Source organism: Variovorax humicola (assembly GCF_037889915.1).
Classification (GTDB): Bacteria; Pseudomonadota; Gammaproteobacteria; order Burkholderiales; family Burkholderiaceae_C; genus Variovorax; species Variovorax humicola.
Genome location: NZ_JBBKZV010000006.1, coordinates 1 through 11,581, shown reverse-complemented (window position 1 = coordinate 11,581; position 11,581 = coordinate 1). Strand labels below are relative to the sequence as shown.

Annotated in this window: 13 protein-coding genes; 4 read left to right on the top strand and 9 right to left on the bottom strand. The window is 64.7% G+C overall.

Features of this window, described 5'->3' with window-relative positions:
- The first annotated feature begins 111 nt into the window (after positions 1-111).
- Complete coding sequence (locus WKW80_RS12305) at positions 112-1,032, top strand: sensor histidine kinase (protein ID WP_340363851.1); 921 nt, start codon at positions 112-114, stop codon at positions 1,030-1,032.
- Positions 1,029-1,670 (top strand): response regulator, encoded by a 642-nt coding sequence (locus tag WKW80_RS12300; protein ID WP_340363850.1) that lies wholly within the window; start codon positions 1,029-1,031, stop codon positions 1,668-1,670. Before WKW80_RS12305 ends, WKW80_RS12300 begins: the two co-directional genes overlap by 4 nt.
- 25 nt (positions 1,671-1,695) lie before the next feature.
- Here WKW80_RS12300 and WKW80_RS12295 read toward each other — a convergent pair whose 3' ends face one another.
- Positions 1,696-2,487, bottom strand: a complete 792-nt coding sequence (locus WKW80_RS12295; protein WP_340363849.1) for a pentapeptide repeat-containing protein — start codon at positions 2,485-2,487, stop codon at positions 1,696-1,698.
- Between the two features lie 104 nt (positions 2,488-2,591).
- Between WKW80_RS12295 and WKW80_RS12290 the strand changes: the two genes are divergently transcribed.
- Entirely contained in the window at positions 2,592-2,981 is a 390-nt protein-coding gene (locus WKW80_RS12290; RefSeq protein ID WP_340363848.1) for a 4a-hydroxytetrahydrobiopterin dehydratase, read from the top strand.
- Between the two features lie 179 nt (positions 2,982-3,160).
- Here WKW80_RS12290 and WKW80_RS12285 read toward each other — a convergent pair whose 3' ends face one another.
- Both WKW80_RS12285 and WKW80_RS12280 read right to left on the bottom strand, forming a co-directional pair.
- Entirely contained in the window at positions 3,161-3,553 is a 393-nt protein-coding gene (locus tag WKW80_RS12285) for a YkvA family protein (RefSeq protein ID WP_340364160.1), read from the bottom strand.
- Positions 3,554-3,574: 21 nt separating this feature from the next.
- The gene (locus tag WKW80_RS12280; protein ID WP_340363847.1) at positions 3,575-4,063 is read right to left on the bottom strand and encodes a DUF421 domain-containing protein; all 489 of its coding nucleotides are present in this window, start codon (positions 4,061-4,063) and stop codon (positions 3,575-3,577) included.
- Between the two features lie 314 nt (positions 4,064-4,377).
- On the opposite strand from WKW80_RS12280, the gene WKW80_RS12275 reads away from it, so the two are divergent.
- Positions 4,378-5,352, top strand: a complete 975-nt coding sequence (locus tag WKW80_RS12275; RefSeq protein WP_340363846.1) for a ferritin-like domain-containing protein — start codon at positions 4,378-4,380, stop codon at positions 5,350-5,352.
- Positions 5,353-5,625: 273 nt separating this feature from the next.
- Here the strand turns inward: WKW80_RS12275 and WKW80_RS12270 are convergent, their stop codons facing one another.
- The 6 genes from WKW80_RS12270 to WKW80_RS12245 form a co-directional block, all read right to left on the bottom strand.
- Positions 5,626-6,033 (bottom strand): EF-hand domain-containing protein, encoded by a 408-nt coding sequence (locus WKW80_RS12270; RefSeq protein ID WP_340363845.1) that lies wholly within the window; start codon positions 6,031-6,033, stop codon positions 5,626-5,628.
- An 86-nt stretch (positions 6,034-6,119) separates the two neighbouring features.
- Entirely contained in the window at positions 6,120-7,466 is a 1,347-nt protein-coding gene (gene tssL, locus WKW80_RS12265) for a type VI secretion system protein TssL, long form (protein WP_340363844.1), read from the bottom strand.
- Positions 7,467-7,475: 9 nt separating this feature from the next.
- The gene (locus WKW80_RS12260) at positions 7,476-9,431 is read right to left on the bottom strand and encodes a T6SS phospholipase effector Tle1-like catalytic domain-containing protein (RefSeq protein ID WP_340363843.1); all 1,956 of its coding nucleotides are present in this window, start codon (positions 9,429-9,431) and stop codon (positions 7,476-7,478) included.
- Between the two features lie 49 nt (positions 9,432-9,480).
- Positions 9,481-10,086 (bottom strand): Tli1a family immunity protein, encoded by a 606-nt coding sequence (locus WKW80_RS12255; protein WP_340363842.1) that lies wholly within the window; start codon positions 10,084-10,086, stop codon positions 9,481-9,483.
- Positions 10,087-10,136: 50 nt separating this feature from the next.
- Entirely contained in the window at positions 10,137-10,745 is a 609-nt protein-coding gene (locus WKW80_RS12250) for a Tli1a family immunity protein (protein ID WP_340363841.1), read from the bottom strand.
- A gap of 50 nt (positions 10,746-10,795) precedes the next feature.
- Positions 10,796-11,401 (bottom strand): Tli1a family immunity protein, encoded by a 606-nt coding sequence (locus WKW80_RS12245; protein ID WP_340363840.1) that lies wholly within the window; start codon positions 11,399-11,401, stop codon positions 10,796-10,798.
- Between the last annotated feature and the right edge of the window lie 180 nt (positions 11,402-11,581).

Sequence of the window (11,581 nt, the reverse complement as noted above, 5' to 3'; positions counted from 1 at the left end):
GTGTGTCGACGACGGCCGTCGAATCGATTCTACGAATGCACGCGATGTCGGCCACTCGGGTGAGTCCGGGGGCGCAGGCGGGTTCGGCGGCGATCAAATGGAGACATGTCGATGAGACCTGAATGGCGATTGCTGCGATTGCCGCGACTGCGTGCGTGGACCCCGGAGCGATTCGACCTGGCCTGGGTGCTGCTGGGGACCGTGCTCACCTTCGTGCTTTCCAGCAAGCTGGAACTGCAGGAACGCCTGGCCACCGTGCTGGCGCGCGGCGAGGCCTGGCAGGTCGACGAGGTTCCGTTCTCGTTGCTGGCCCTGTCGCTGGGCCTGGCCTGGTATGCGCGGCGCCGGCGCCAGGAGGCTTCGCGCCTGCTTGCCAAGAACCGCGAACTCACGCAGAAGCTGATCGCACTGCAGGACAGCGAACGCCAGGCGCTGGCACGCGAGCTTCATGACGAATTCGCACAGCATTGCACCGCGATCCGCATCGAGGCCACCTACATCCAGCGCTCGAATTCACTCCCGCAGATCGGAGAAGCTGCGCGGCGCGCCGCGGCCTCTGCCGAATCGCTGCAGGTGGGCGTGCGGCGCCTGGTGCGCCGGTTGCGGCCGGCGGAGCTCGACCAACTCGGCCTGGTCCCTGCGATGCGGTCGCTGTGCGAGGACTGGACCACGCGCAGCGGCGTGCCATGCCTGTTCCGTTCCCGGGGCAATCTGTGTCAACACGGCGAGGCCATTGACACCACGATCTATCGCGTGACCCAGGAAGCCCTGGCCAATGTCGTGCGGCACGCCAATGCCACGCGAGTGAACGTCGAGCTGGCCGCGACTGCGGAGGGCTTGAGCCTGTGCGTCGATGACGATGGCCGCGGCTTCAGCGTGACGTCGCCCGAGCGCGGCTTCGGTCTGCTCGGCGCAACCGAGCGTGCCGCGGCGCTGGGCGGCAAGTTCGAGGCCGACAGCGCGCCCGGTATGGGCACGCGCATCCGCATGGAGTTGCCTCTGGTTGCGGAACTTCACGCGGAGGCGGCGTGATCCGGCTCCTGCTGGTCGACGACCATCCCGTGGTGCGGGCAGGGTACCGCCACCTGCTGGAACAGGACGGGGACATGAAGGTCGTTGCCCAGGCGGCCAGCGTCGATGAAGCCTGCATCCAGTTCGCCATCCACGAACCGGAGATCACGATCAGCGACCTCGCGATGCCGGGCAGCAGCGGGCTCGAGTTGATTCGACGCCTGCGCGAGCGTGATCCACGCGCGCGCACATTGGTCTTCAGCATGCACGACACCAACCTGCTGGTGCAACGCGCGCTCGAACTCGGCGCGCTCGGTTTCGTTTCCAAGAGCAGCGCGCCGGAGTGCCTGATCGAAGCCGTCCACAGCGTGCGCTACGGACGCCGCTACCTGAGCCCGGCGCTGGCCGAACGGCTGCGCAACAGCGCTTTCGAGTCGCAGGCCTTCGATTCGCTGACCCAGCGCGAGTTCGAACTGTTCCGGCTGTTGTCGCGCGGCGAGTCGCTGGCAACCTGCGCCAACGTGTTGCACCTGAGCCAGAAGACGGTTTCGAACCTGCAGAGCCTGCTCAAGGACAAGCTGGGCGTCAATACCACGGCCGCGATGGCGCACCTGGCGTTGCGGCACGGGCTCATTCCCGGGGAGCACGAGTACTCCTGAAGGACATCGCCAGCGCCACGGCGTTTCAGCGAACGATCTTGTCGCGATTCACCGCGCGGTCGAGTCCCTTGGCCTCGGCGAAACCCTTCACGTCGCGAAAGATCGTTCCGTCCAGGTCGGCTTCGGTGAAGTCGGCGCCGGCCACGTCCGCGCCGGTGAGGTCGGCGCCGGCCAGCCTGACGAGAAAGAAGTTGACGCCGCGCAGGTTGCTGTCCCGGAGATTGCAGAAGTTCATCACCGAGCGGTTGAAGTCGGCGCCTGCGAGCGTGGCCCCCGCGAGGTTGGCGCCCGCCAGATCGGTTCGCATCTGCCCCATCCCCTGGTTCTTGATGTTGACGCCGACGGCCGCGTTGCTGAAGTTGGCGCCGGAGAGATCGGCCCCGGGCAGGTCCGCGATCATCTTGACCCCGGTCATGTTGGCGCCCTTGAAGATCGGCATCTTCTTCACCTCGCCACCCAGGATCACGACCGACAGCAGGCTGGCCCGGGTCATGTTGGCGCCGGTGAAGTCGGTACCCATCAACCAGGCGCCGTTCAGGTTCGCGCCTTCCAGGTTCGCGCCGCGAAAATCGGACAGCACCAGCTTGCTGCCGAAGAAACTGGTGCCGCGCAGCCTGGCATGGCGAAAGTCGAGTCGGCTCAGGTCGAGGTCCGACAGGTCCTTGCCGGCCAGGTCCGCCGGGGTGGTCGGCGATGCGCCCTTCAACAGGGCCGTGACCTGATCGAGCGACAACTCGGCACCCGCGGCATTCGTCACGCCGTAGGCAGAAAGCAGCGCGAGCAGGGTCGGGATCGCGAAACGTTGGGCACGGTTCATTCGGCTACTCCTCTCGATGTCGCGGCTATCCAGAACGCCATTCGCCTGGCGACCCCCGGGCGCCATAGGATCGGCGGTCAGTCACCACTTTGAAGGAGACCGAGATGACCCAATGGCGCAAGAAATCCGCATCCGAGGTGTTCACGCCCGAGGAGATCACCGCGAGGCTCGCCGAGGAACTGCCGAAATGGTATCTGGAAGACGGCTGGATCCGACGCAAGTTCAAGACCAGCGGCTGGAAGGGCACGCTGATGGTGGTCAACACCGTGGGCCACCTCGCCGAGGCCGCCTGGCACCATCCTGACTTGACCGTGTCCTACGCCTTCGTGACGGTCAAGCTGATGAACCACGCTGCCAAGGGCATCACCGAGAAAGACTTCGAGCTTGCCAGGAAGATCGAGGAAGTCGTGATGTGGCAACCGGGCGCGGTCGAGGGGGCCGTGCTGGAAGGGACACCGGACGATCCACGCTTCAAGTACCTGAAATACGACTAGAGGATGAAACACCCCCGAAGCGCCTGCGGCGCCTCCCCTCGAGGCCCTCGAGTGGGGGCGCACCCGGCGGCCCGGCTCCGCGGGGGAAATGAAAACACCCCCGAGGCGCCTGCGGCGCCTCCAGGAGGCGCACCCGGCGGCCCGGCAAAGCCGGTTCCGCAGGGTGGCCGCGAACAGTTCTACGCACGCGGCCTGAGCCAGCACCATGCCGCCGCGCCAATGGCCAGCCACAGCATGACGACGAGGACTGCACCGGCCCGGCTGCTGGGCTTCGAGCCCTTCGCTGCGATCCACTCGTCTGCCTGGCGGCGACATTCGGCTAGCACCTCAGGCGGCAGGAGCCTGACGGTCAACCAGATCAGGCCCGGGAGCAGCAGGACGTCGTCGACGTAGCCCAGCACCGGGATGAAGTCCGGTATCAGGTCGACAGGACTCAGCGCATAGGCCACCACGAACATGCCCAGGGCCTTTGCATACCAGGGCGTCCGGGGGTTCTTGCCCGCAAACCAGAGCGTCACGCCGTCGCGCTTGATTCGCCTGGCCCAGGTCTTCAGGTTGTCGCCAACACCCATGACACCCATGACGGCCGACCTCTATGGCCTACCGATCACGCTCACCGATCCGTCTGTTTCGAAGATCGCGCGCTTGACGTCTGCGAGGCTTTCCCGGCCCAGGCTTTGGCGAATGGCCGCGTCGAGGTTTTGCCGCGTCAGGAGTGCCTGGCGCATCTTCGCGGGGTGGATTTGCCCGTCGGTCACCACTTCGATCTCGCGGCCCGCGACGAGATTTTCGACCCATTGCCACCGCGTGCATGCCAGTGCCACGCCTCGGTGCGCGAGCACCAGCACCGTCGCGGATGCAACCGTTGCCCAGAACGGAGAGGCGCCGACGACCGCCCGACTCAGCACGGCGCCGAGCAGCACGCTGACGCAGGCGTCGAACGGGATGTGCTGGCCGAACGACCGTCGGCCCGAAGTGCGGATCAGCGCCAGCGCGAAAAAGAAGATCACCACGGCACGCGCCGACATCTGCCAGACCTCGAGGTCCGGCCCGGCACCAAAAACAAGTTCGACGAAGTCCATTCCGGATTTCTCCTGCTTCCAACGGAACGCCATGGTGCCACTGTCATCGCGCGCTGGGAGTCCGGCGAGCGCCAAACCGATTCACCGCCCGCCCGCATTCATCGCACGATCTTCAAATGCGAAGTCGCCTGAGGCTTGCGTCCGAGCCGGCAGGCACCCCTATGTCAAATGACAAAAGGACCGCGAATTCCTTTCCGGATTGCCTACAAGCGGCGCCTCATGTCGCTGACGAAGGAGGGCTGTGCGCATGGTCATGGTTGTGTCTGACGCGCCGGCCTCGAGGCCAGCGTATTTCAACCAACCGAGGAATCAATATGGCCAATGTTCGAGACATTCCCGAAACACGCGACGCAAATCGAGACCCGATCACGGGCACGCCCGGTGCGCATCCCGTAGGAACAGGCGTAGGCGCGGCAGGTGGTGCGGTGGCAGGTGCGGCGGCAGGCGCATTGGCCGGACCCGTCGGAGCGGCCGTCGGGCTGGTGGCGGGTGCGGTGGCTGGCGGGCTGGGCGGCAAGGCAGTGGGCGAACACGTCAATCCGACCGCCGAGGAAGCCTATTGGCGCGAGAGCTACGTCAAGGAGCCCTACTACCAATCAGGGCTGGGCTATGAGGACTACGGGCCCGCTTACGAATTGGGCTATGTCGGGCGCGGCACGCTGGGAAGCGATTTCGACGCCGTCGAGCCGACGCTTGCGAGCCGTTGGGAAGCCGACCGCGGCCGCTCTCAACTCGACTGGCCGCGGGCGCGCAATGCCACGCGAGCCGCATGGGAGCGAGCCGATCGAACCTACTTCAACGCCGCCGAGGGCCCGCAATACGAGGACCCGCTTTCCAACGACGACGTGGTCGACGTGCTCAACGATCTGCTCGAAACCACGCGCGACGGCGGCTACGGCTTTCTGGCCTGCGCGGAAGAAGTGAAGACACCGGCCACGAAGCAGCTTTTCCTGGGCCGTGCCGAAGGTTGCCGGCACGCAGAAGCGGAACTGGTCCAACTCATCCATGCATACGGCGGCAAGCCCGCCGAGGGCGGGACGGCGGCGGGCGCCCTGCATCGCGGCTGGGTCCATGTGAAGGGGTCGCTCGGAGCGAATAGCGAGTTGTCGATCCTGGAATCGTGCGAGCGCGGTGAAGATACCGCTGTCGCCCGCTATCGCAAGGCGCTGAAACAGAACCTGCCCGCCGACGTGCGAAGCGTCGTGCAGCGTCAGGCCGACGGGGCACAGCGCAACCACGACCAGATCCGCGACTTGCGCAATGCCGCGCGCGAGCGACGCCAAGCCTGAAATTGAACCACCCCCGAAGCGCCTGCGGCGCCTCCCCCTCAGGGGGCGATACCAGCGGCCCGGCAAAGCCGGTTCCGCGGGTAGATGAACCACCCCCGAAGCGCCTTCGGCGCCTCCCCCTTGAGGGGGCGATACCAGCGGCCCGGCAAAGCCGGTTCCGCGGTATCCCTGGCATCTCACTGCGCCGGTTCCATGCGTCGCGGGGCACGCGATAGGTTGGTGGACCACTGAACTGCGAGGTCGTCCACCGCTTCGATGCGGGAGGCCTGACAGCTACTTCGCGTTCAGCGTCAGCGCCTGGAGATATTCCGCGAGGTCGAGAGACCCGTCGTTGTCCGGGTTTGCGGCGTCGAAGGTCTTTTTGCTCTTGATGCCGGCCTTCGCCGCTTCCTTGCGGTCGAGCGTCTTGTCCTTGTCGGGATTTGCCTTGTTGAATTGATAGGTGATGGCCGCGAGGAACTCCTTGATGTCGAGCGTACCGTCCTTGTCCGGATTCGCGTGCTCGAAGGCCTCCCGGGTGATGCCGAACTTCCTCGCTTCAGCCCGGCTGACCGTGCCATCGTTGTCCGGGTCGGCTTTCTTGAACGCCGCGGCAATCGCGTCTTGCGTCGGCTGCGCGTCGGCACCAAATGTTGCAAGGGACATCAACGCCATCGCGCCTGCTGTGATGAGTGCTTTCATGGACCACCTCGTTTGGATGCGCAGTTTAGTTACTCAAAGTTGATTACGCCATAACCGCCACCTGCGATCTCCTATTGGGTTGCTCCTCAGTCGATGTCGACTGCGATGCGGCGCGCTGCCGATGCGGGTGGATCGCCCTGCGTCACCACGATGTCCACCCGTCGATGGCGCGCCCGGCCGGCAGCGGTGATGTTGTCGGCCACCGGCTGCGTGTCGCCCTTGCCCTCCACCACGAGGCGCTCCGACGCCACACCGCTGGTCTTGAGCACCTCCGCCACGGCGGCGGCGCGCTTCTCGCTCAGCGCCTGGTTGTCCGGGAACTGGCGCGTCTTGATCGGCCGGTTGTCCGAATGCCCCGCGACCCGCACCGTGCCCGAGACCTCGTTGATCTCGTTCGCCACCTTGGCAATCGTCTGCACAAGCTTCGCGTTCACCTGTGCTTGCCCGGGCACGAACATGTCGTCGCCCTTGAAGCTGACGGCACTGTGCGCGACGTCCTCTTCCACACTCACCGTGCCGCGCGCGATTTCCGGCGCGAGCAATTCCTTCAGGCGCAGCGACTTGTGCACCGGCGCGGGCGGCGGACGCAAAGCGCCGATCGCGCGGAGACCCGTTTCCACCTCATTGGTCTTCTGCACCAGCTGGTACTTGTACCAGGAGAACTGCGCCAGCAGCACCAGCGACAGCAGCGATACCGTGACCCATACAGGCACCGTGCGCAGCAGCCGGAACTTGCCCACGCTGCCCACCCCCTTCCAGTGCGGCGAAAGGTCGCGGGGCACTTCGCCGCGCGCGGCCATCACGATCTCGTAGAGGCGGTGACGGATGGCATCGTGATCGCGCCGGCCATTGGGGAGCGAGCGATAGCGGCCCTCGAAGCCCAGCGACAGGATGAAGAACAGCAGATCGATCAGATCGATGTGCTCCTGCGGCGAGGCGGCCAGGCGGCCGATCAACAGGAAGACCTTTTGGCCACCGTGTCCATCGTTGTGAAACTCCTGGGCCAACTGTTGTCCGGCCCAGACGCCGGTGGCGCCGCCTTCTCCGCCGCCCCATTCCGTGCGATTGACGGCTTCGTCGATGGCGGTGCACAGCGCGTAGCTGCCGGCCACAATGTGCTCGTGCTTGATCTGCGCGCTGGTGCAGATCGACTGGAAGGTGGTGACCTCACGCGTCAGCAGTCGATGAAACACATCGAGCTGCGTTGCATCGAGCTCCTTGGGCATTTCACACAGCACGCGAATCAGTGGCTGCGCCGCTTCGAGCAGTGGATTGACCGCCGCCTTGACGGCGGCGAGACGAGCCTCCCGGGGCGGCTCTACCGCGAGGCGGATCGTCTTGGGCAGATCGACGATCGGCGTGTCGTTCGTCTCCTCCCGCAGCAGGGCCTGGTCCGCGATCAGCGCGTCAAAGGTGTTCGAATCTGAAGTCATTGCCGCCCCTCAGCTCTTGTCGAACACACGCCGAAAGCGCACGTGCCCGCCCAGTTCGCGGCGCGTGCCCCGGGTGACAAGACGAACCGCGCCGCGCGTGGTGAAGTCTTCCAGCGCCAGCAGGGCGTCGCGATCCTCATCCGTGAGCAACGGGAATTCACCGGGGTGCGTCTTTTGATACGCCAGGATGCGTTGCTCCAGGTCTGACAGCGTCTCCTCGCGCGGCGGCCATGGTGGGGGCGTGTTCCCACGATGCATCGCGGTGGCGCGCGCCTCGCGGGCCGCCTTGATCTGTTCGTCCTTGCGCTGGATCTGCGCGATCTTTTCGTCACGGTCGGCCTGGGTGATGGGGCCGATCATGTAGAACGAAGCGTGCGAGTCGTGCACCAATTCATCGAAGAAGCGGTGGACCTTCGGATGAACTTCGCCGCGGGCGAGCTTGAACTCCTGTTCGAGCTTGAGAAACTCGCGCTGGGCCTCGCTCAACGGCTGGGGCCTCTGGTTCTGGCCGCCCCCTTCGCGGGTGAACCTGCGATGGCTTTCGTCCAGCGCGTGCGCCTGCATGGCGTCGGAGCGAAAGTCCACGTTGCTTTCGTCCAGGTCGATGCGGTCTTGATCTGAGGAACGCTTGGCGCTCTCCAGGTCGAGCTTGTCCTGATAGCGCAGGCGCCAGAACCAGTAGTTGCGCATGTGCCCGTTCAGCGTCTCCTCGATGCCCAGGCCCGCTTCGACGGGTTTCCAGCGGCGGTAGATGTCGAACAGTTCGGCGGTTTCGGGGTCGACCTTGAGGTCGTTGGCGATTGCACTACCTTCGTCGTTGGCTCGAAGTTCGACTTCCGACAGGAGAGGCACCCCCGCAATGAATGCTTCGCGGTACATGTCGTTGAGCGGAATCTGCGACAGCAGCCTGGAGCGCTGGCCCATCGACTTGCCCTGATCGCCTGGCGCATAGCCGCCGCCCACATTCGAGTGCGCGCCGGGATAAACCCGCTCGGCGATGTTGCTCGGGTAGCGCGAGCCCGTGCGTCCGCACGAGAGCGGGAAGTTCTGGCGGATTTCGTGACCGGCCACCAGATGCAGGGTGCGCTCCACGTTGGGCGCGATGTCCATGGTGCCGTTGGCCCAGCCGCCCAGGCCGTGCCAGAAGGGCGACGAGTCGGCCAGGCCCACGGAGGCCACGGTGTCGAACAGGCCCAGGAACTGCACGCGCAGCGCCACGCCCGCAAGGGTGTAGTCCTTCTTGCCGCCGACGTTCTCGACTTTCAGGAGCGCTTCGTGCAGGAAGTGGCAGAAGGCCCGCGCCTGCGCCGCGCCGCGCGAGAAGCCGAAGACGGAGAGGTTGACCTGCAACAGCTTCTTGGGCGGGCGGGCCTTGAGGGCGCGCTCCAGTTCGGCCAGCTTGCCGCCGTTGCCGTCCTCGCCACGGAAGAATTCGCGCTTGCCCTCGACGTTGGCGCCGGGGCCCATGACGTGCAAGGGGGCGCTGGTTGCGAGGCGGCCGACTTCATCTTCTTCAATAAGCCGCTTCCCGTGAATCTCTCGATGCATCGAGTTGATTAACTGGATCAGCGCCCAGTTGATGCGTGCGTCGCCGCCGCTGGCCTTGGCCTTGCCGTCCTGCGACTCCTTCAGCTCTCCGATGTCCTTGAACGGTGTGCCCACGCCGGGGACGTAGTAGCGGTGGTAGCCGTTCTTGGGATGGTCCTTGTGGGTTTCAAACAGCACTGCGATGTTGCTGTGGTAGCACTGGTTGGGATCGTTCGTCTTCTTCATCACCTCAACTTTGTCGCGGTCGCGGTTGTTGTTGGTGCCATCGAAGAAGATGCCCACGTAGATCATCGAGGCGCACAGGTTCTCGCGCTGCTTGTAGTCGATGCAGGTCATGGCGGCGCCGCGGCGCATCTCCTCCTGGAGCGTCAACGGACGCTGGCCGGAGACGGCGGATGGCATGGGTTCAACTGGCATGGAAAGGCTCCCTTGGTTCTTGTTGCATTGGGTGTTGCCGCGTGACGGCTTATGGCTTGGCTGCGGGGCGCTCGGGATAGGCCATGCCCGAGGGGTGGTCCTCGTGGCCGAGATCCATATTGCTGACATAGACCTTGATCTCGTCGCCGGGCAGGAAGAACACTTGGAGTGCCCCACCTTTTTCGTAGCGCTCGATGGACACGGTCTTGCTGAGGGTGCGTTCGGTAAAGCAGCAAGCGGCTTGCTCGCTGACTGAGAGGTGCTTGCGTGTCTCGTACGGTGTAGTCCAGTGCCCGATGACCCAATCCACCTTCACGGTGAGGTCCGGTTGCCATTGGCTGGGCAGTCGCACACAGCATGAAGTCGAACCACCGCCTCCGTAAGACCGAAGGTTCGAGCCGTAGTTGCCGTCGACGTAATACTCTTGCACCCCTTCGTTGGTGAAGTTGTAGCCTGTGATGCCGGACGCGAACGACTTGGCCTTCTGTGGCTGCGATGGCGACGCGGTGGAGATGACCGACTGACAGCCGGTCAGCACCCAGCCCGCCACGGCAAGCGCAGCGAGCCAGCGCAGCAAGGCGCTCAGGCGATTCATGGGGGTACGCGGGAGACGCTGCAGGCCGGACACGGCGGAGGTCATGGGTTCAACGGGCACGGATAAGCTCTTTGGTTCTTGTTGCAGGATGGGTGTTGCCGCGTCACGGCTTATGGCTTGGTGGCGGGCCGCTCGGGATAGGCCATGCCCGAGGGGTGGTCCTCGTGGCCGAGCCCCAAGTCCGAGACATAGACCTTGATTTCGTCGCCGGGCAGGAAGAACACTTGAAGCCCATCGTCATCCGGTCCGTAGCGCTCAATGGGCACGGTCTTGGTGAGGGTGCGCTGCGTCCAGCAACAAGCTGTCTCTTCCTCCAGCGTCATGTGTTGACGCTTCTCCCAAGGCTGCGTGTAGTGCCCGATGACCCAATCCACCTTCACGGTGAGGTCCGATTGCCATTGGCTGGGCACTCGCACGCAACATGACGTTGCCCCGCCCCCTCCGTACGGCGGGAGGTTCGAACCGTAATTGCCGTCGACGACGTAGTACTGCACGCCTTCGTTGGTGAAGTTGTAGCCCGTGATGCCGGACGCGAACGACTTGGCCTTCTGTGGCTGTGATGGCGACGCGGTGGAGGCGACCGACTGACAGCCGGTCAGCACCCAGCCCGCCACGGCAAGCGCAGCGAGCCAGCGCAGCAAGGCGCTCAGGTGATTCATGGGGGTACGCGGGAGACGCTGCAGGCCGGACACGGCGGAGGTCATGGGTTCAACGGGCACGGATAAGCTCTTTGGTTCTTGTTGCAGGATGGGTGTTGCCGCGTCACGGCTTATGGCTTGGCGGCGGGGCGCTCGGGATAGGCCATGCCCGAGGGGTGGTCCTTGTGGCCGAGATCCATGTTGCTGACGTAGACCTTGATCTCATCGCCGGGCAGGAAGAACACTTGGAGTGCCCCGCCTTTTTCGTAGCGCTCAATGGGCACGGTCTTGCTGAGGGTGCGCTGCGTCCAGCAACAAGCTGTCTCTTCCTCCAGCGTCATGTGTTTACGCTTTTCCCAAGGCTGCGTGTAGTGCCCGATGACCCAATCCACCTTCACGGTGAGGTCCGATTGCCATTGGCTGGGCACTCGCACGCAACATGACGTTGCCCCGCCCCCTCCGTACGGCGGGAGGTTCGAACCGTAATTGCCGTCGACGACGTAGTACTGCACGCCTTCGTTGGTGAAGTTGTAGCCCGTGATGCCGGACGCGAACGACTTGGCCTTCTGTGGCTGTGATGGCGACGCGGTGGAGGCGACCGACTGACAGCCGGTCAGCACCCAGCCCGCCACGGCAAGCGCAGCGAGCCGGCGCAGCACGGCGCTCAGGTGATTCATGGGGGTACGCGGGAGACGCTGCAGGCCGGACACGGCGGAGGTCATGGGTTCAACGGGCACGGATAAGCTCTTTGGTTCTTGTTGCAGGATGGGTGTTGCCGCGTGACGGCTTATGGCTTGGCGGCGGGGCGCTCGGGATAGGCCATGCCCGAGGGGTGGTCCTCGTGGCCGAGATCCATGTTGCTGACGTATACCTTGATCTCATCGCCGGACAGGAAGAACACTTGGAGTGCCCCGCCT